We start from the raw sequence: 20,691 nt of genomic DNA, 5'->3' as shown, positions 1-20,691 counted from the left end.
AGGCAGTCCGCTCACCATGACCCAGCTTCCCATCGAACACACCGTCACGTTCCAACTGTCCCATCCCGCTGGCTCCGCCGCCGAGAGCGACTTCCTCGCCGCGGCAGCGGAACTCGCATCGATCCCCAACGTGCACAACTTTCAGATCCGCCGGCAGACGAGCCCCAAGAACCCGCATCGGTTTGGGATCTCGATGTGGTTCGAGACCGCCGAACACTTCGCTGCCTACTGCGATCATCCGGCGCACGTCGAGTTTGTCCAAGAACGCTGGCTGAAAGAAGTCGCCGACTTCCAAGAATCGGACTTCGAACCGTTGGCGTAAGTTTGCGATTTCGCCATGCGGCGAGAAACGTTTCTCGCCGCTGACGGATTGATCGCCGCGGGCTCTCGCTTTGCGGCGGTCGTCGCTACGGCTTCGGCTTGATAAACAGGACTTCGCCCCGTTCGATCCAGCCCTTTCGCAGATCGACGCGGAACCATCCGTCGCTATTCTTCTTGTGGAACCTCAACGGTGAACGCTTGCCAAATTGAGGCAAGTCGTATTCCGCCCAAGTCTTCCCTCTGTCGGTCGAAATGATGAAGCCGGTGTTGAACGGAGACGCGGGGCCGTAGTGCGCCGACAGAAACACGTCGTCTTCGATGATCATGTTCGCCGATTCATAGTGCGGATTGAACAACATCGTGTGTTTGCTGGGATCGGCGATGTCGGCTGGATCGCAGCGGAAGATGCCGCGGTCGTGTGGCATCGTGCCGTTGTTTCCGTTGGCATCAGAGGCCCAATAGAGTTGGCCGTCGACGAAGTTAATCCCCCCCGACTTGTATCGCGAGTTGGAGTTAACGGAAACTAAGACCTTCCAATCCCAAGCGTCTTTGGCCGCGTCGTAGGTGCCTCGCAACCAATGACACTCCTGCTGCGCCTTGCCATCGATCACGCGGTCGTGGTCGCCGGTGCAGGCGTAAAACGCGTTTTCCGCTGGATTGTAGGCAACGGTATGGACGTGTCGGCAGATCACAGGGTTACTGGGATCGCCGACCCAATCCGACTTGTCGCCGCCCTTTTGTTGGAAGGTCGGGTTTTGCCCAAACGAATACGCGAGCTTGACCGTTTCGCCCTGATCGGTCGAGTAGTAGATGTTGACCGGGACAGCGCCGCCGATCACGTTACAGTAGTTCCCCCAAACGAGCATCTCCGATCCGTCGACATCCCAGGTGTGAACGCCATCGAGTGAATGGAAGTACCAGCCCGGATTGGCGGGATCGATCGGCGTGTGGGGAAGGTAATCGCTGCCGTCGCTGTTTTTCACCGTGATCTGTTTGTAGGTCTTCAGATTGTCGGTGCTCAGATACAGCTTGGTCCTTGTGGCGAACAGGATGTTGCCGTTCTTTAAGATGACGCTGAACGTGATGTTGTCGGCGTTGCGGAAGATCGCGTCGTGAGCCCACGTTTTGCCATTGTCCTCCGACAGGTAGACCTTTCCGAGACCGAAGCCAAACGCTTTGTTGTCGCGCTGCGAATCGATGTACGGCCCTTCGGGAGCCAGCCGATACCAGAAATGATCGGTCGAACGGACGCCTTCGGTGTCTGCTCGCAGGTTGTTATCAGCCGGTAGCATGAGACAGCTGGTCGCCGCGGCGGATGCGGCCAGGAACTTCCGACGCGATGGGCCTGGCTGACGTTGCGGATCGGGGATGTGATTCATTGATGGTTCTCCAGAACGGATTCAAGGTGGGATGGCAAAGGTGAGCTTTCAAGACATTGTAGTAAGTCCGAAACGCTATTTGTCGGACCACAGCGACTTCAGTTGCTCAACCGTTTGATCGGCGAGCGCCTGGCCTCCCTCGGGGCCAACGAGGTTGCTCTCCACGATGGCGCTGTAGCCACCGCCGCGAGCTGCCCGCGCGCTGGGGACGTAGGTTCCGGGGCCGGCCAGTTGGATGACAAAGGTTTGCAGGGCGGGGCTGCGAGCCTTCATCTGGATCCCGAAGTCGGTGAACAGTTCGAAGTCGTTGGTCGCGATCGCGATATCGCCCAACCGAATCGCATGCAGCTCCATTTCGTAGGGCTGCAGTTCGCCCGCTTGTTGGCGATCGAAGCGGTCGACGGCCGCCTGATGCCACTGCATCCGACGTTTCTGTTTCGGGTCGGTCGCAAGATCGGCGACCTTGGCCTTGATCGCAAACGATTCCTCATGCGTGACCATTCGCTCGGGCAACTCGATCGTCTTCACGGTGTGGACAAAAGGAACGTCGCTGTGCCGCTCTTGGCTGGCCCCCTGCAAGGCTTCTTCCCAGGCGACGACGATCCGACGCGAGAGTTCTTCCAAACGCGTCAGCCCGCGCAGTTTCCGCATCCGTTCCTCGGCAGGTTTGCTGTACATCAGGTGAGGCGATTGGTCGCCGGCGGCGCCGGTCCATGCCAAGACGTGCAGATCCTCGCCGTATTTCTCACGCAGCGTATTGCGAACCGGGTGCCAAAAGTCGGCGTTGACGGCCGAGCGGCCTTCGACTTCTTGAGCGGGACAGGCGACGTTGACGCATGTGGCGATCAACTGGTCCTTGGCATCCCAGAAGAAGAGCACCTCGACACCGTGGTCTTCGTAGCCTTCGATCTCGAGGAAGTTATCTTTGGCGGTCGCACCATACATCGCAGCGGTTCCGTTGGAATAAACGGTGCGACGGTTCTGAGCGACAACGGCATGGCCAAGTCCCCAGCCGACCTGGCCAGGTTGACGGGCCTGCCACGCGGTGGCTGCTGCACCGGCGACGCGATCGGCCAGGAATTCAACGTATTCGCTCGGACGCATGATTCCTTCGTCGGGCAGTTCGTAGATCCCTTCGCGAAGAACCGGAGCGGTGTGCGTGTGAGTGGCGTTCATCACGAGCTTGCTGGGATCAAAATCGGGAATCTGGTCCTGCAGGCGTTGGCGAACCGCGTCGAGCAACCCTTCGCGGATCGCAATCAGATCACACGACACCATGATCGCTTGGTCGACGACGTTGTCACCGTCACGCGATTCGAGAGCGAGCGCTGTCGCGGTGACTTCGCTCTCGACATTCGCGCTGATCCGCGTTCGCATCTGTCCGGTTAGCGCCACCGGCTGGTCGGGGGTAATGCTGACCGAAGCCCCGCCGATGTGCAGCTCGGCAGCGAACAAAGGTGACGCGGTCGCAAGTAGGATCGACGCGGTGGCTGCAAGCATCGCCAGAGGACGTTGCAGTTGAGAAACCAATAGAAGCATGGCGGGTTCTCCAAATAGAAGCTTCGGGTGGGGGGAGGTTGGTTGCGACGTATCTTAGCGTATCGCAACACCCGAAGTGACTGTTAAGAGAAGTTTGTCGGAGAACGCGTTGTGAACGGGGTATCTGCAGAAAGAAGTCACATTGATTTGGGGCCAGATACTGTGTCGCGTTGAGACTGTAGACGTATTAGAGAAGCGTCAGCGAGGAAGGAAGGCAATCGCAGAGTTGGATCGGGTGGGGCCGGCGCTTCGCTTGGCCTGGGCTATGCAAATGGCCGATGCTTCGGACCTGTCTACTCGGCTCGGTCGTGGAGCTGGCGATTCGCAGCTCCACGAATAGGATCGCGGTTCGATGACTACGCTGTCAGTTCAGCTTTGGGGCCGAAGAATTCGTAGTGCATCCGCGAATCGTCGACTCCCAAATCTTTCAGGATCGAGTGCACGCTGGCCATGAATGGCTTGGGGCCGCAGAAGTAGAAGTCGGCAGTGGCGAAGGGAGTCCAGTCTTGGATCAGTTCCTTGCTGACCATGCCAGCGGAATCGCACTTCTTGTCCGCCAAGTCGCTTTCCGAGGGGCTGTCGTAGAGCACGCGGGGCTGGACGTTGACACCGCGCGACGCCAGTTCTTGGACTTCGCTCCCCAAAGCGTGCACGTTGCCGTTGCGAGCGGCTTGCAGGAAGTAGATCGGGGCTTCGGTTTTGGCGGCGACCAATGTTTTCGCCATCGACAACAGAGGCGTGATTCCGATCCCGCCGGCCAGGAAGACCACCGGGCGGTCGGCAGCTCGCATCGGACAGATTGTGAATTCGCCGCACGGAGGTCCGACTGAGATTCGGTCGCCGGGGCTGATCGCGTCGTGTAGGTAGTTCGAAATCAGCCCGCCGGGCGTGTCGTCGTCGGCGCCCGCTTCGCGTTTAACGCTGATCCGATAGTACCCCGTGCCGGGCTGATCCGACAAACTGTAGTTTCGCGGCGAGGTCGGCGTGACGGGATGTTCGATCTGAACGGTGATGTATTGACCGGGCAGATGATCGGGCAGCGGTTGGCCGTCGTCGGCGGTCAGGTAGAACGAAGTCACTTCGTCGCTCTCGGGAACCTTGCGATCGACAACCAGTTCGCGGTAACCGTTCCATCCACCGGGCTGAGTTTTCTGTTGCTGGTAGATTTCATTTTCGCGGCCGATACAGATCTCGGCCAACACGCCATACGCTTCGCCCGCCGCGCCAAGCACCTCTTCGGTCGCGCCGTCGCCCATCACTTCCTTGATCGCGGCCAACAGGTGCTTGCCGACGATCGGGTAGTGTTCGGGTTGGATCCCGAGGGAGCAATGCTTTTGCGCAACTAGTTCGACCGCCGGACCGAGGGCTTCGAGGTTGTCGATGTTCGAAAAGTAGGCGCAGATCGCGCCAGCCAACGCCTTTTGCTGGCCCCCGCTGTGCTGGTGGGCCTGATTGAAAAATGCTTTGACTTCGGGGTTCTCCGAAAACATCCGTTGATAGAACTTGCAGGTGATCGTCTCCGCATTGGCAGCTACGGCGGGAGTGATCTGTTTGACAATTTCAATCGTCTTTTCGCTCAGCATTTTTCCAATTTCCTATTCGAGTGAACGCGGTTGGCGGAGTACTAACACGCCACAACTCCATATCTCCACCTAAAGGTAGAGAATTAAACCTGCATGTCAAGGTGGATGTTGTTCGGGAGGTCCGATTTTCGATTCGCTATCAGCTCCCTTGTGACATGAGCAAGATATACTAGGTGTAGAGGTTCTGCTGCTATACCATTCTGGGGGAGGCTCGGGGAACGATGTTTTAGACCGGATAGTTCCCGCAGTTCCTGTTGTCGCAACCACACCTCGACGCTAATATGGACTCATGATTCGAACGCTCCTTGCACTCCTGTTGATCGCCAATCTATTGGCCTGCCCGATGCGCTGTATGAGTTGTCATGCTGCGTCGGCAGACGCTTCGCAGGTTTCGGCCGTTGGTTGTGCCTGTTGTCAGGAGAACGCAGCGACATCATCGGCCGAATCATCCGAGAACCCAGTTGGCGACGATTGCTCTTGCCCCAACTGCATCTGCGAGGGAGCAACGCTTCAAGACGCACCGCAGGCTCCCGACGCGGAGACCGCGACGATCGTGTGGCTCCCCGGACCGTCCGCTTCGCTTCTGCTGACCTCTCAGGTTGGCTTGCGTAAACACTCTCTCGAAGACATCGATCGTCCGTCCCATCTGTGGGGACGCGTTGCGCGGATTGCGCACCAATCTTGGCTGATCTAACAACGCCATCTTCTATAGCCCGCGGTGATCGTTTTACCGCAGTTTCGTCTGCCTCGTCTTGAGGTTTTCGAACTGTTGAAATGCTTCGCAGCGATTCTTTGGTTTCCATGCTGTGTTTGCTGATGCGCGCTATGCGCCACAGGCACGTTTGGAGAGTGGTGTTTCTGAGTTCCAGACGTTGATTCATACATGTTGCTTCCCTGGGAATATGGCGTCCGCAATTTGGCGCGTCGCCCTGTCCGTACCGGCCTCACGTTGCTCGCTCTGGCGACCGTGGTGATGTTGGTATTTGTAGTGGTTGGGTTCATTCGTGGACTGGAGCAATCGCTATCGGTCAGCGGCGATGACGATGTCGTGCTGGTCTACTCGGTTAACTCCGAAGAGAACATCGAAAACTCGTCGATCGCCGCTCGATCCCCCGCGTTGCTTTCGGCAAGCTTGGGAGGAACCTGGAAGCGATTTGGAGTCGACCACGTGTCGCCCGAACTCTATCTCGGAACACGCGTCTCGACATCCGACCAAGAGAATGGGCTGGGATTGGTGCGAGGCGTGACGTACCGGGCGCCGTTGGTGCGGCGGAACGTGAAGATCATTGATGGCGTTTGGCCGGAGCAGAACGAGGTGATCGTGGGGCGGCTGGCATCGGCGAAATTGGGCAGCCACAGCGACGCGTTGGCGATCGGGAAAACGATTCAGTTCGAGGGGGAGACGTGGACCGTCAGCGGTCATTTCGCTGCCGACGGTGCGGCGTATGAATCGGAGATCTGGTGCGATCTGTCCGCCTTTCAAACGGTCACGAAACGCCAAGATCTCAGCCTCGTCGCGTTGCTGTTGGCTCCCGGAGCAAGTGCCGCGGAGATCGAATTGTTTTGCAAGGAGCGAACGGATCTGGAACTCAGGGCGCTCCGCGAGAGCGACTACTACGCATCGCTGCAGCAGCACTACCGACCGGTTCGGTTGTTGGCTTGGTTTGTCGTCGCGTTGGTTTCGGGAGCGGGCGTTTTTGCTGGATTGAACATGATGTATGGGGCCGTCGCCGGGCGGATTCGAGAGCTGGCGACACTGCAAGCGCTCGGATTTCGGAGGCGTGCGATTTTGCTGAGCCTTGTGCAGGAAGGCGTCTTGTTGGCTGCGGCCGCTTCGTTGCTCTCGGGCGTGATCGCGCTGACGATGCTCAACGGACTGGCGGTGCGGTTTACGATGGGCGCTTTCACGTTACGAATTGACAGTGTCGCAATCTTGGTTGGTTGCGGCGTCGGATTGTTATTAGGAGTTTTGGGAGCGCTGCCACCCGCGCTTAAGGCTCTTCGCGAATCGGTGGCGATCAGTTTGAAAGCTGTTTAACAAGTTGTTTCACTTTTTTGGAGAGTCTGAAATGAGAATGATGAATTGGATTTGTGTTGCCGCATTGGCTGTGGTTGTTGGTTGTGGCGAAAAGCCGACGGCGGAAGGTCCCGACGCGGCGGAAGTCGCTGCGGCGAGCGTGTTGTACGTTGCCGAAGCGGAGCCCGAAGGGGCCGTCGGCGTTGGCGAAGCTCGCGAATCGGCCGAGTCCGATCAAGCGGTAACGCTCGTTGGGCGGATCGGCGGATCGTCGAAGCCGTTTGTCGAAGGTTTGGCGGCGTTTACGATCGTCGATCCTAAAGTTCCCTACTGTGCGGACGACGAAGGTTGCCCGACGCCTTGGGATTACTGCTGCACCCAGCCTCAGGTGAAAGAGAACATCGCGACGGTCAAGGTCGTCGATGCCGATGGCGGTCCCGTGGCGTTTGACGCTCGCAAGTTGTTGAACGTGAAAGAACTGTCGACCGTTGTGGTCCAAGGGACTGCGAATCGGGACGATCAAGGCAACTTGACCGTCGCGGCCAACAAAGTTTTTGTTCGGGCTGAATAGGATTTAGGGCGATGCCGGATACACCACTCGATCTCAGCAAATTGGCACTACAACGCGGGCCGTCGCCCGGTGAGTCGACTAGTACGCGTCGGCAGCCGCGACGTTGGTTGCTGCGTTACGCGTTGCCAATCGGTATTCTTTTGGGCTTCCTCGGCTTGTTGCTCGCTTCGGCGGGCCGCCAGTGGTTGCCCCAACAAGCGGTGACAGTGGTGCCGGTGATCGTTCAACGCGGTGAGATCCAGCAGGCGGGGACGGCGTTGTTCCAAGCCGCTGGATGGATCGAACCGCGCCCCAGCGCGATCCGTGTCGCAGCGCTTGCACCGGGTGTGATCGAATCGCTGCTGGTCGTCGAAGGCCAGCAGGTTGCCAAAGACGAGCCGATCGCGCGGCTGATCGCGATCGATGCCCAATTGGCTGTCGAACAAGCCGAGGCGACGCTGGCGATTCGCAATGGTGAATTGCGGCGGGCCGAAGCGGAACGCGATGCGGCGATGATCCGTGTCGAACAACCTGTCCATTTGCAAGTTGCGTTGGCCGAAGCGAGGAGCGTGCTGGCTAAGGCGAAGACGCAGCGCGATGCGTTGCCGTTTTTGATCGAAGCGGCCGAGGCGGAGCGGAAGTTTACGGCCGACAGTGTCGCGGGTAAGACGGCGGCAAGAAACGCGATCGCGGGGATCGTGTTGCAACGGGCTCAAAGCGAACACGCACAAGCCGATGCGACGCTTCGCGAGCTGCGCGATCGCAAACCGAATTTGGAACGCGAGATCGATGCGGTGCAAAGTAAAGTCGACGCGTTGGAGACTCAGCTGAAACTGTTGGTCGAGGAACGCAGACAATTAGAAGAAGCGCACGCCAAAGTCGAATCGGCCACGGCGCTGCGAGACGAAGCAGCCTCGCTGTTGCGAGCGGCGAAGTTAAATCTCAAGCGGACCGTGGTCACCGCGCCGATCGCAGGTCGTGTGTTGCGAGTCGTCGCGTCGCCGGGGACTCGCGTGATGGGACTGGAGCACAACTCGCGGCAGAGTTCCAGCACTGTGATCGAAATGTACGACCCGGCGCGGCTGCAAGTTCGCGCCGACGTGCGACTGGACGACGTGCCGATGGTCGTCCCGGGGCAGAGTGTCGAGATCGAGACCGCGTCGGTAACTGGCACCCTGAACGGCCGTGTGTTGCAGTCGACAAGCGTCGCCAACATCCAAAAGAACACGTTGGAAGTGAAGGTCGAATTGATCGATCCTCCGTCGAACGTGAGCCCCGAGATGTTGGTGACCGCAACGTTTCTGGCTCCCGAGTTGCCGAAATCCATATCCGAACCGACCGAAACGGTGCGGATCATGATCCCGCAAACCTTGGTTCAAACCGGCGAGACGGGACCTTTTGTCTGGATCGTCGATTCCAGCGGTCTCGCTCAGCGGAGACCGATCAAATCGGGGAAGAGCAGCGAAGATGGTCTGGTCGAGGTGTTGGAGGGGCTGCAGGTGACCGACAAAGTGATCGCGTCGGGGATCGAAAATTTGCAGGCGGGCGACGGCGTGAAAGTCAGCGGCGAAGAGCAGTCACTGGGACGATGATTCGAGAACAAGCGAGACGATGATGACACTGGTAGAACTGAAAAACGTCAGCAAATCCTTCAGCAAGGGGGACGAAACGATCACGCCGTTGGACGACGTGAGCCTGCAAATCGACGAGGGCGAATTTGTCTCGTTGATGGGCCCCAGCGGTACCGGCAAGAGCACGCTGTTGAATCTTGTCAGCGGGATCGATCGACCCGACAGCGGCACGATTATCGTCGACGGGACCGAGGTGACGCGGTTGTCGCGGGGACAGTTGGCCGATTGGCGAGCCGCAAACCTGGGCTACATCTTTCAAACGCACAACCTGATCCCGGTCCTCACGGCTTATGAGAATGTCGAACTGCCGACGATGCTGTTGAAGCTGACGCGGGCACAACGGCGGCAGCGGGTCGAATTGGCTCTCGAGGCGGTCGGGCTTGCCGATCGATCCGACCACTACCCACGGCAGCTGTCCGGTGGCCAAGAGCAACGCGTCGGGATCGCGCGGGCGATCGTGGCGCATCCCAAAGTCGTGGTCGCCGACGAACCGACTGGCAGTCTGGACACGCAGACCAGCGAACAGATCCAGTCCCTGTTGCAGCGATTGAACCGCGAACTGAACATCACGATGTTGATGGTCACTCACGACAGCGATGTCGCCGCGATCGCGTCGCGTCAACTCGTCTTGGACCGCGGGAAATTCATCGAGTCGCAAGCGGCGACCGTTTAAGGAGAAGGTGATACCTGATGTTGACCTACGTCCTGAAAACCTTGTGGCGCCATCGCGCTCGTACCTTGTTAACCGTGACCGGTGCGGCGGTGGCGATGTTCGTTTTTTGCTGCGTCGGGTCGGTGCAGGAGGGACTGGAGCGATTGACGACGGGGACCGATGCAAACCGCAGCTTGATCGTCTTTCAGGAGAATCGGTTTTGTCCGACCAGCAGTCGGTTGCCCGAGGATTATGCGCGAAAGATCTTGAAGGTTGACGGAGTGCGCGAAGTGATGCCGATCCAGGTTTGGACCAACAACTGCCGCGCGAGCCTCGATATCGTCGTCTTCAACGGTGCCGATCCAAAGCAGATTCAAGCGAGCCGACCGCTGAAACTTGTCGCCGGATCTTGGAGCGACTTCGAATCGCGGCGCGATGCGGCGATCGTCGGACGCAACGTCGCACAGCGTCGTGGGCTTGGCGTCGGAGATCAATTTTCAATCGGCGAGATCTCGGTGCAGGTCGCGGGAGTCTTTAGTTCGACGGTCCCATCGGAAGAAAACTTGATCTACACCAGCCTGCAGTTCCTGCAATACACCCGTGGTCTGGACAACGCGGGGCTTGTGACTCAGCACGAAGTCATGCTCGACGAGAACGCCGAACCAGACCGCGTCGCGTCGGAGATCGATCAAGTTTTGCGAGCCGGTTCGGTGGCGACGACGACTCGGCGGAAGGGAGCGTTCCAAGCGAGCACGCTGTCGGACCTAGTCGATCTAATCGGATTCGCTCACTGGCTGGGATACGCCTGCGTCGGCTTGGTTCTCTCGCTGGTGGCGACCACGACGGTGATGAGCGTTCAAGATCGGATCAAAGAATACGCCGTCTTGCAAACGATCGGCGTGCGCCCGCTGCGGGCGATGCGATTGGTTTTGACTGAGAGCACCATTTTGTGCCTGATCGGCGGCGCCAGCGGTACGTTATTGGCGGTGACCGCGCTGGCTGTCGGTGGATATTCGATCGGTGCCGAAGGAGCGACGATCGCGTTCCGTCCGTCGTTTGGTTTGTTGTGGTCTGGACTGGTCGTGTCGTTAGCTGTCGGAGTGGTCGCGGGGATGGCTCCCGCAATTCAAGCCGCAACGGTTCCGATCGTGCGAGCGCTGCGGCAGGAGTAGCTGGATAAAAAGAACGATCGCGAACGCCGAGACGCTCGCGATCGTTTGGATTCTTGCTGCCCCGCATCGTTGCGTTTGGTGCTACGACGAAAAGCGAAGGTTCACCAAGGTTGGCGAGGTCAAGGGACTAGTGGTGGCTGCCGATCCCGAGGTGCAGCGGGCCTAGGTCCAGGTGGAAACCGTGGCTGTGGCTTGTGCTTGGATAGGCAGGGACGGGAACGGGGACGTACGGAGTCGCCGGAACGGGATAGCGGTTGGGAAGATATGCCCTTCGAGGACTTGGCGGAACAGCACGGTAGTTGGCACTGTGTCCTTTGACGTGGCTGCTGTAAGGAACGACGACCGCAGGACGGTGGTTCGATCGGCGATGGCTGGCGTAACCATGCGATTGGTGATGATGCGCCGATCGGTCGCTATGTACCGAACGCCCAGCGTCGCGATGGTCTCTGGCTTGCACGTCCGATGTGCCAGCCAAAATCGTGATGCCGGTAACCAGGACGGCGATGGTCAAAATTCGTTTCATGCTGTCGTTCCATTCAAAAGGGAGGGGGAGGTGATCGAGCGGACTCGGCCGCTGATGTCACTTAACGCAGGTGCCGTGCCAAAGCCCGAATTGCAGCGTTTTGGTGCCTTTTGCCCTCGGGGTGCCATCGATGTGATGTCACCGCGTCGTCGAAATGATATGAAGTGCGACTGCCGATTGGCTGGAACGTTTGGTTTGCGGCGGATCTATCGATGGTGCCAAGCGACTCCGTGGGGCGATCTGCGAAATCTCTGCCGGAGGGGGAATCGCTGCGATTTGGGATCGGGGTGCCCGATTCTCCCAAAGTGCCGATCGACCGAAGGATTCGTTGGGAAAAGCAGGCGGACGAATCGCCTAGATGTCAAAAAAAGGCTCGCCGTGAAGATGAATTTTCCCCGCAGATGGGTGAGTCGCTCAGCTGGCCGTTGCTCGACACCAAGGGCGGTGCCAGTGCCCTAATGTTGTTGCGTCTTCACGCGATTCGAACGTTCCCATTGTTGCCACCGGGGGCGATCCTGGGTAAGCTCTTGGCGACAATTAACGGCCACTATTCGAACTTAAGGTGACACAGAACCGATGTCAGCAGTAACCACAAATATCCGTCAAACCGCAATCGATACGATCCGCACCCTGAGTATGGATGCCGTTCAGACGGCTAACAGCGGTCACCCTGGCACGCCGATGGCGCTGGCGCCGGTCGCTTATCAATTGTGGAACGAAGCGATGCGTTACGATCCACAGCATCCCCAGTGGCCCAACCGCGATCGCTTTGTTTTGTCGTGCGGCCATGCATCGATGTTGCTTTATAGCGTCTTGCATTTGACGGGCGTTCAAGAGGTCGATCAAGCGGGCGAGCCTGTCGGTCAAGAAGCGATCTCGCTGGACAACATCCGCAACTTCCGTCAGTTGGAAAGTCCATGTGCTGGGCACCCTGAATATGGCGAAGCGAGCGGCATCGAAACAACGACGGGGCCTTTGGGCCAAGGGATCGCGACCAGCGTTGGAATGGCGATCGCATCGCGTTGGTTGGCGGCGCGTTACAACACCGCCGAACACACGCTGTTCGATAACGATGTCTACGCGTTGTGCGGCGATGGCGACATGATGGAAGGCGTCGCGTGCGAAGCGGCATCGATGGCTGGTCACTTGAAGCTGTCGAACCTGTGCTGGATCTACGACGACAACAAGATCACGATCGAAGGGCACACCGACCTGACCTTCAGCGAGAACCAAGTCGATCGCTTCAAGGGCTACGGTTGGCACGTGATCGAAGTCGCCGACGCCAACGACCTGGAAGCTCTGGGCGCAGCGGTTGAACAATTCAAAGCGAACACCGACGCGCCAACTTTGATCGTCGTTCGCAGCGTGATCGGTTTCGGTTCGCCAAACAAAGCCAACTCACACAACGCTCACGGCGCGCCACTTGGCTGGGACGAGATCGAACTGACCAAGAAGGCTTACGGTTGGCCAACGACCGAAAAGTTCTTCGTTCCCGAAGGCGTGAAAGAACACTTCCAAGAAGGGATCGGCGCCCGCGGCGCTGCGGCTTACAAGGAATGGCAAGACGTTTGGGCTGCTTACCAAACCGCCAATCCTGAGAAGGCTGCGGATTTGACAACCTTCTTCGCTGGCGATCTTCCCGAGGGCTGGGATTCCGAAATCCCAACTTTCGAAGCGGATGAAAAGGGAATGGCATCGCGCGTCAGTGGTGGCCAAGTGCTCAACGCTATCGCCAAGAACATTCCTTGGATGGTCGGCGGATCGGCTGACCTCGCGCCAAGCACCAACACTCTGCTGAAGTTCGAAGGTGCTGGCGACTACGAAGCGGCAACGCCTTGCGGACGCAACATGCACTACGGCATTCGTGAACACGCGATGAGCGCTGTCTGTAACGGAATGTCGCTGACAGGCCTGCGTTCTTACGGTGCGACCTTCTTCGTCTTCACCGACTACATGCGTGGCGGAATGCGTTTGAGCAGCATCATGCATCAGCCCGTTCTGTACGTACTGACGCACGATTCGATCGGATTGGGCGAAGACGGACCAACTCACCAACCCGTCGAGCACTTGGCCGCGTGCCGTGCGATGCCAGGGCTGTATGTCTTCCGTCCCGGCGACGCTAACGAAGTTGCCGAATCGTATCGCGCCAGCGTCGCTTTGTCGGATCACCCGACCGCGATGGTTCTTTCGCGTCAAAACCTGCCAACGCTGTGCCGCGAGAAGTTTGCACCGGCATCGGGAACCGCGAAGGGTGGCTACGTGTTGGCCGATTCCGATGGCGAACCCGAACTGATCCTGATGGCAAGCGGCAGTGAGTTGTCGCTTGCGGTCGAAGCTTACGAGCAATTGAAGGCCGCCGGCGTGAAGGTTCGCGTCGTCAGCATGCCTTGCTTCGAATTGTTCGAAGACCAGGACGCCGCTTATCGCGAGAGCGTTTTCCCAGCGTCGTGCACCGCACGCGTCGCCGTTGAAGCTGGCATCCGTCAGTGCTGGGATCGCTACTTGGGCAGCGAAGGCGAATTTGTCGGCATGGACAGCTTTGGCGCTTCGGCACCGGCTCCCCAGCTGTACGAAAAGTTTGGCATCACGACCAAAAACATCGTTGCCGAAGCCAAAGCTTTGTTGGCGTAAAGCCGTTGAGAATCGGTGACGCTGCGGACCTCGCGGCGTCATCGAAAACTGGCGTTACTAGTAGCGCCAACGCGGTCTCGCAGCGGACAAGGAGACCGGCTTCATTGTTCGCCCGCCGGTCAATACGGCGATCAGCGTTGGCGTGTAGCGGCTGGCGAATTGAGCCAGCAGCAGGCTGCAAACGATCGCCGTTGGCGCGGCGATCCAAAAGCTGAACTCTTCTCCGACGATCTTGCTCGTTACCCGGCGGAGCACTTCCCGCATCGGGAACTCGTGCACCAGGTAGACGAAAAAACTGAACTCGGCCAAGCGGCTGAGTCGTTGGTTTTCGATCCGCCGCGCGATGCTCAACAGCCCCAGGCAACCCGTTGCGATGGCGGCCTTCTGAAGCAGCAGCGAGAGCGTTGTGAAATCGCGGACGTACCAGTTGTCGAAGCTGGGATCGATGGCGACACGCGTCGCCAACAACAGGCTCCAGGTCGCAAGCAGCGCGAAACAGATGTGTTTCGGGGCGCGGATCAGGCTCTCTAGAAGATCGATTCGCGTAACGGCCCAGCAACCGAGTGTGAAGCCGAGCAGGGTTTCGACGTTCAGGGCGTACCAACCGGCAACGATCGGCGCAGGCTGCCATTCCATCGTCCACAGAACCGCCAAGATGCCTAAGGTGATGCCGGGTGCGCGGCGGACTGCGAACTGGATCAACGGTGCTGCGATGACTAACAGCATCAGGTCGCGGAGGAACCATAGTTGTTCGGCCAATGGATGCAGCAGGATCCGCGAGAAGAACTGCGCGGGTTCCAATTGCGTCGGCTTGCCCAACATCATCTGGATCGTCGACCAACTGGCCAGCGCGATCAAAGAGATCAGCAGGTAGGGAACCAACAGGCTGGCGGCTCGCTGCCGCAGCTTGGCGAGGTAGTTGTTGTAGCTGCCGGTGAAGGTTAGAAAGTAGAAGAACCCGGCGGCAAAGGCGAAGACGGGGACCGCGATTCGGGCGATTCCGTTGATTAAGATTTCTTGAAGCCAGCCATTTAGATTCCCACCCGTGGCGGCGGCCGAGCGATAGTGAATCAGCACGACCAGCGCGGTTGCCCAAAGGCTAGCGGTGCGGAACGACTGTTTTAATTCCTGCGACGGTTGCATGGATTGCGATGGTGGAATTGGGACGAAGGAAGTGATTGCGCGGACGTCCGCGGCGACAGCGCGGACCGGTTTGGTAGCCGCTGTGAAACTCTAGCACGCCGACCGCTGGGGGATGTTTTTGGAAATCGGTCGCGGAGAAACAACGACTTGGATGCGGTGTCCCCAATCTCTGAACCACGACGTTGGCAGGCTGTCCCGTTGGTGATGGTTGCGCTGAACGTGGTCGGGATCTTCTTGGGATACGGGGCGACGATCATCTTGGCTCGCGAACTGTCGCGGGTCGCGTTCGACCAATACATCGGGGCGATCGCAACGCTGGGATTGTTCGCGTCGCTCGCCGAAGGTGGGTTTGGCAAATACGGCCTGCGTGTGATTCCGATCTACAACGAAGCGCAAGATGGTGGTCGGATCGCCGGGTATTTGCGTTTTGCGTTTCTGGGGACGTTGCTGCTGAGTCTGTTGTTGGCGATCGCGATGATCGTCTTGGCTGCTCCCCTGCATTCGGGCAACCGTCGCGATGTGGTGACGCTGGCGTTTGTCTATCTGCCGTCGATGGCGGGCGCTGGAGTGGTCATCGACCTGCTGCTGGCGTTTCGAATGCCGATCGTTGCGATGGTGATCTCGCGAATCATGATCCCGGCGACCACGTTGCTGTTGATTTTGATGCTCACCCAAACGATGCACTTCACCGCCAGCCACGCCGTGTTGTGCTTCGCCAGCGGGAGCGTGATGGCGCTTCTGTTGGGGATGTTGCTGTGCTACCGGCAAGCAAGTCCGCTGGTGGCCGATGCGGAGGTGGAGACGAACGTTCGCGGTTGGATCAGCGAAAGCGTGACTTTCATGTTTTTTACGTTCATGGTCTCGTGGCTGTTCCGTTCGACCTTGGTGATCACCCATCACATGCCGCACGGCGATATTGGGGTCGGGCTGTTGGCACCCGCCTTTGAGACCGGCGGCTTGATTTTGCTGCTCAGTAAATCGACCGACAAGTTCTTTCAGCCAGCGGTCTCGCTGTATATGGAGGAGAACAATTGGCGGCAGATGTCGATCATGCGACGCGACCGCGCCCTGATGGTTGGAGCCGGGATCGTCTTGTTTTTGTTGGTCGTCCTGTTTTTCGGGAAATCCATTTTGGGAATTTACGGGCCCGACTTTGTCGCTTCGTATCCGGCGCTCTGTTGGGTCGCGGTCGGTTCCAGCATGACGACTCTGTTTTCGCTGGCACCTACGTTTTTGTTGTACGCCGGCCGGCGCCGCATGCTCACTTGGCTGCTTGGTTTGCACGCGGGGTTGCTGCTGGTCCTGACGGTGATCTTCTATTGGAAGTTTGGTGGAACCGGCGCCGCGGCGGCTTATGCGGTCTGCGTTACTTCGTATTCGTTGTCGAACCTCTATTTCGCCAATCGCGAGTTTCAAAAACTGAAATCCGACCTGCGGGAAACCGATCCCGTTGCGATCGATTAGCGCCGACGGCAGTCGATCGCCAGCTCGAGTCGGCATGGCGAGCGGCTTCCTGCCCGAATTCTGATCGCGGGATGCGTTCTGGCGATCGTTGAAATCCTAGCGATTGGGGGACCAACGCAAGCATGAAGCAAGGATTTGCAGCCTAGAAGCGCTCTCCGGGCCCTACCACTTTCCCGGTGGTTTGTTAACATTGCCGGGGTTTTGCGCCCGTCCTGATCTCTTCCACTCCATCAAAGGTTCCCTTCCTGTGCCACGTCGCGACGACATCAAGAAAATCTTGCTGATCGGTAGCGGACCGATCGTCATCGGCCAAGCTTGTGAATTCGATTATTCCGGCACGCAGGCTTGTAAAGCTCTGCGTGAGGAGGGGTACGAAGTCATCTTGGTCAACAGCAATCCGGCCACGATCATGACCGATCCGGGAACCGCTGATCGGACCTACATCGAACCGCTGACCTGGCAGATGGTCGAGAAGATCATCGCCAAAGAACGCCCCGATGCGCTTCTGCCAACTCTGGGCGGTCAGACCGGTTTGAACACCGCGATGGACTTGGAAGCCAACGGCGTGCTGGAGAAGTACGGCGTGGAGATGATCGGTGCTCGCGCCGATGTAATCGCCAAAGCGGAAGAACGCGAACAGTTTAAGCAGGCGATGGACAAGATCGGCCTGGATGTCTGCCGCGGCGAAACGGTCCGCAATCTGACCGACGCCCGCCGCGTGATGAACGATGTCGGGTTGCCCTGCGTCGTCCGACCCAGCTTTACGATGGGTGGCTCCGGTTCGGCGATCGCTTACAACCGCGACGACTTCGACGCGTTGGTGCAAAACGGCTTAGACCAAAGCCCAGTCACCGAAGTGCTGATCGAAGAGTCGATCATCGGTTGGAAAGAATACGAAATGGAAGTCGTCCGCGACATGGACGACAACTGTGTGATCATCTGTTCGATCGAGAACTTCGATCCGATGGGCGTCCACACCGGCGATTCGATCACCGTCGCCCCGGCGCAGACGCTGACCGACAAAGAGTACCAACGGATGCGTGACGCTTCGTTGGCGGTAATTCGCGAGATCGGTGTCGAGACCGGTGGCTCGAACATCCAATTTGCGATCGAACCGACCACCGGCCGGATGATCGTGATCGAGATGAATCCGCGGGTCAGCCGATCGTCGGCGCTGGCCAGTAAAGCGACTGGTTTCCCGATCGCCAAGATCGCGGCCAAGTTGGCTGTCGGTTACCGCTTGTGGGAACTGCCCAACGATATCACGCAAAAGACAAAAGCTTGTTTCGAACCGTCGATCGATTACGTCGTTACGAAGATCCCACGGTTTGCGTTTGAGAAGTTCCCCGAAGCCGATCCGACCTTGATGACGCAGATGAAGAGCGTCGGCGAGACGATGGCGATCGGGCGAACCTTTAAAGAGTCGTTCCAAAAAGCGCTTCGCGGCCTGGAAGTCGGCGCCTTCGGTTTCGGCGGCGGCAGCAAGGATATGTGGGGTGGCGAATCGCAGCCCGACCGCGATGAAGTGATCGCAAAACTTTCGACTCCCAACGCCGAACGAATCTTCTATCTGCGATACGCGCTGAAGATGGGGATGACGATCGAAGAGATCTTCGAACTGACGAAAATCGATCGCTGGTTCTTGGACCAATTGCAACAGATCGTCGAGCACGAGAACTTTTTGCTGCAGGCTGGATCGCTCGAATCGCTCAGCCCCGCCGACTTGAAATACACCAAACAGCTAGGTTTCTCCGATCGCCAGTTGGCGATCTTCTTCGACTCCAGCGAGCTGAAGGTTCGCGAATACCGCAAAGAACAAGGCGTCCGCGCGGTCTTCAAATCGGTCGACACCTGTGCCGCCGAATTCGAGGCCTTCACGCCGTACTACTACAGCACGTACGAAGACGAGAACGAAGCGCCGCCCAAGGGTGACAAGAAGCGGATCATGATTCTTGGTGGCGGTCCAAACCGGATCGGCCAGGGGATCGAGTTCGATTATTGCTGCTGCCATGCCAGTTTCGCCCTCCGCGACATGGGCTATGAATCGATCATGGTCAACAGTAATCCGGAGACGGTCAGTACCGATTACGACACCAGCGACATCCTGTTCTTCGAACCGCTGACGATCGAAGATGTGTTGAACATCTGCGACAACGTCCAACCCGACGGCGTAATCGTACAGTTCGGTGGCCAGACGCCGCTGAATCTCGCTCGCGGATTGGCCAACGCTGGCGTGCCGATCATCGGAACCAGCGTCGACACGATCGAAGCGGCCGAGGATCGCGAGCTGTTCCAACAACTGATCGATGAACTGGGGCTGCGTCAGCCGCCGAGCGGCATCGCGCGGACGATGGAAGAAGCCCGCGGCGAAGTCGACCGGATCGGCTTCCCCGCGTTGGTTCGACCCAGCTTTGTTTTGGGCGGCCGCGCTATGGAGATCTGTTACGACCACAAGCAGTTCGACCGCTACGTCGCCGAAGCGTTTGTTGTCGCCGAAGGGCAACCGGTTCTGATCGACCGGTTCCTGGAAGATGCGATTGAAGTCGACGTCGACGCGCTCTCCGATTCGAAGGACTGCGTGCTGATGGGAATCATGGAGCACATCGAAGAAGCGGGCGTCCACAGCGGCGACTCCGCATGTGCGATCCCGCCTCACAGCCTGCCCGAATCGATCCTCGACGAAATCCGCGTCGCCACGAAACAATTGGCGCTGCGATTGAAAGTCGTCGGACTGATGAACATCCAGTACGCCGTCAAAATGGAAGATGGCAAGCCGACGCTGTACATCATCGAAGTCAATCCGCGAGCCAGCCGGACCGTGCCGTTTGTCGCCAAAGCGACCGGCGTTCCCGTGGCGCGTTTGGCGACGCAGGTCATGTGCGGCAAGACGCTTGCCGAAGTCGGCGTGACCGGGGAAACGATCCCGTCGCACGTCTCGATCAAAGAGAGCGTCTTCCCGTTCCGCAAGTTTGCCGGTGTCGACATCGTGCTCGGGCCGGAGATGCGAAGTACGGGCGAGGTGATGGGAACCAGCAAGAGTTTCTCGCTGGCGTTTGCCAAAAGCCAGATCGCGGCGAGCACGGTCCTTCCAAGCGAAGGGAACATCTTCATCAGCCTGTCGTCGCGTCACAAGGACTTTGCGATCAAGCTTGGCTCGCGTCTCCGCGATCTCGGCTTCAGCATCCTGGCGACCTCGGGTACCGCAAAATTGCTCGAGGAATCGGGCGTGGCGGTCACTCCGATCAAGAAGCTTGCCGAAGGGCATCCGAACTTGATCGATTACCTGAAGAACGAAGAGGTCCAGTTGATTATCAACACGCCCAACGGCAAAGGGGCTCGCACCGACGAAGGTCGCATCCGAGCTTCGGGCGTTCAACACGGCGTCCCATGTATCACGACGATCGCCGCAGCCGAAGCCGCTGTCGGCGCGATGGAGGCGCTCAAAGAAGGCGCCCTGGACGTCGAGTGCCTGCAGGACCGGTTCGGACTGTAGAGTTCCGCACGGCGCATTGACGGCGCCGATGTGTTGAACGCTATCCGCCGAAATAGAAACAAAGGCCACCGCGATCGAAACACGATCGCGGTGGTCTTTTGCGTATCTGTGGCGCGATTCCAAATCGCCGCAGTCCTGGGACTTGCGTCGCTAGGCTATCGCATGTCGTCGCTTCGCGACTGGGGATGAATGTCGCGCTTGGAGGCGGAAGGCTTGGGGTGGGGCTTGGCTGTCCTGGGACTTGCGTCACCAGGCTGTCTCATGCCGTCGCTTCGCGACTGGGGATAGATGTCGCGTTAGGGGCGGAACGCTATGGGGTTGTTGGCTTGGTTGTCCTGGGACTTGCGTCGCTAGGCTATCTCATGTCGTCGCTTCACGACTGGGGATAGATGTCGCGTTTGGGGGCAGAAGGCTTTGGCGTTGTTGGCTTGCCTGTCCTGGGACTTGCGTCGCCAGGCTATCTCATGTCGTCGCTTCGCGACTTTTCACAGATATCGCGTTCGCGGTTTGAAGCGATTGGATGCTGCCGTCCTGGGACGTAATGGCGTCCCAGGACATCGCTTGACGTTGCTTCGCTACGGTTTGCTGAGTCG

The 20,691-nt window shown here is 58.6% G+C and carries 15 protein-coding genes; 10 read left to right on the top strand and 5 right to left on the bottom strand.

Going from position 1 to position 20,691, the window contains the following annotated elements; translation table 11 throughout:
* Nucleotides 1–16 precede the first annotated feature (16 nt).
* Nucleotides 17–322: a Dabb family protein gene (locus tag CA51_RS15490; protein WP_145122103.1), complete on the top strand. Its 306-nt coding sequence runs from the start codon at nt 17–19 to the stop codon at nt 320–322.
* An 85-nt stretch (nt 323–407) separates the two neighbouring features.
* Here the strand turns inward: CA51_RS15490 and CA51_RS15485 are convergent, their stop codons facing one another.
* The 3 genes from CA51_RS15485 to hmpA form a co-directional block, all read right to left on the bottom strand.
* Complete coding sequence (locus CA51_RS15485) at nt 408–1,700, bottom strand: hypothetical protein (RefSeq protein ID WP_145122101.1); 1,293 nt, start codon at nt 1,698–1,700, stop codon at nt 408–410.
* A gap of 75 nt (nt 1,701–1,775) precedes the next feature.
* On the bottom strand, nt 1,776–3,239 hold the full coding sequence (locus CA51_RS15480; RefSeq protein ID WP_145122099.1) for a hypothetical protein: 1,464 nt from the start codon (nt 3,237–3,239) through the stop codon (nt 1,776–1,778).
* A 356-nt stretch (nt 3,240–3,595) separates the two neighbouring features.
* Complete coding sequence (gene hmpA / locus CA51_RS15475; RefSeq protein ID WP_145122097.1) at nt 3,596–4,822, bottom strand: NO-inducible flavohemoprotein; 1,227 nt, start codon at nt 4,820–4,822, stop codon at nt 3,596–3,598.
* 289 nt (nt 4,823–5,111) lie between these two features.
* Here hmpA and CA51_RS15470 point away from each other — a divergent pair, with 289 nt between their 5' ends.
* The 6 genes from CA51_RS15470 to CA51_RS15445 all read left to right on the top strand — a co-directional run bounded on the left by CA51_RS15470 (nt 5,112) and on the right by CA51_RS15445 (nt 10,844).
* Entirely contained in the window at nt 5,112–5,516 is a 405-nt protein-coding gene (locus CA51_RS15470; RefSeq protein ID WP_145122095.1) for a hypothetical protein, read from the top strand.
* Nucleotides 5,517–5,705: 189 nt separating this feature from the next.
* Nucleotides 5,706–6,860 (top strand): ABC transporter permease, encoded by a 1,155-nt coding sequence (locus CA51_RS15465; RefSeq protein ID WP_145122093.1) that lies wholly within the window; start codon nt 5,706–5,708, stop codon nt 6,858–6,860.
* A gap of 31 nt (nt 6,861–6,891) precedes the next feature.
* Nucleotides 6,892–7,410 carry a hypothetical protein gene (locus tag CA51_RS15460; RefSeq protein ID WP_145122091.1) on the top strand — a complete coding sequence of 173 codons (519 nt, stop codon included), beginning with the start codon at nt 6,892–6,894 and terminating at the stop codon, nt 7,408–7,410.
* A gap of 11 nt (nt 7,411–7,421) precedes the next feature.
* On the top strand, nt 7,422–8,981 hold the full coding sequence (locus CA51_RS15455) for a permuted SH3 domain-containing protein (protein WP_145122089.1): 1,560 nt from the start codon (nt 7,422–7,424) through the stop codon (nt 8,979–8,981).
* A gap of 22 nt (nt 8,982–9,003) precedes the next feature.
* Complete coding sequence (locus tag CA51_RS15450) at nt 9,004–9,693, top strand: ABC transporter ATP-binding protein (RefSeq protein WP_145124187.1); 690 nt, start codon at nt 9,004–9,006, stop codon at nt 9,691–9,693.
* A 17-nt stretch (nt 9,694–9,710) separates the two neighbouring features.
* Nucleotides 9,711–10,844, top strand: a complete 1,134-nt coding sequence (locus CA51_RS15445) for an ABC transporter permease (RefSeq protein ID WP_145122087.1) — start codon at nt 9,711–9,713, stop codon at nt 10,842–10,844.
* A gap of 127 nt (nt 10,845–10,971) precedes the next feature.
* On the opposite strand, the gene CA51_RS15440 is transcribed toward CA51_RS15445, so the two are convergent.
* Nucleotides 10,972–11,367, bottom strand: coding sequence for a hypothetical protein (locus CA51_RS15440; protein WP_145122085.1), 396 nt, complete (start codon nt 11,365–11,367; stop codon nt 10,972–10,974).
* A gap of 576 nt (nt 11,368–11,943) precedes the next feature.
* On the opposite strand from CA51_RS15440, the gene tkt reads away from it, so the two are divergent.
* Complete coding sequence (gene tkt / locus CA51_RS15435; RefSeq protein ID WP_145122083.1) at nt 11,944–13,998, top strand: transketolase; 2,055 nt, start codon at nt 11,944–11,946, stop codon at nt 13,996–13,998.
* Between the two features lie 57 nt (nt 13,999–14,055).
* Here the strand turns inward: tkt and CA51_RS15430 are convergent, their stop codons facing one another.
* On the bottom strand, nt 14,056–15,141 hold the full coding sequence (locus CA51_RS15430) for an acyltransferase family protein (protein ID WP_145122081.1): 1,086 nt from the start codon (nt 15,139–15,141) through the stop codon (nt 14,056–14,058).
* Nucleotides 15,142–15,297: 156 nt separating this feature from the next.
* On the opposite strand from CA51_RS15430, the gene CA51_RS15425 reads away from it, so the two are divergent.
* Both CA51_RS15425 and carB read left to right on the top strand, forming a co-directional pair.
* Complete coding sequence (locus CA51_RS15425) at nt 15,298–16,605, top strand: MATE family efflux transporter (protein ID WP_145122079.1); 1,308 nt, start codon at nt 15,298–15,300, stop codon at nt 16,603–16,605.
* A gap of 247 nt (nt 16,606–16,852) precedes the next feature.
* Nucleotides 16,853–20,098, top strand: coding sequence for a carbamoyl-phosphate synthase large subunit (carB, locus tag CA51_RS15420; protein ID WP_145122077.1), 3,246 nt, complete (start codon nt 16,853–16,855; stop codon nt 20,096–20,098).
* The last annotated feature ends 593 nt before the right edge of the window (nt 20,099–20,691 follow it).

This window comes from Rosistilla oblonga (assembly GCF_007751715.1).
In the GTDB taxonomy this organism is placed as follows: domain Bacteria; phylum Planctomycetota; class Planctomycetia; order Pirellulales; family Pirellulaceae; genus Rosistilla; species Rosistilla oblonga.
This window is presented reverse-complemented; position numbering and strand designations above follow the sequence as displayed.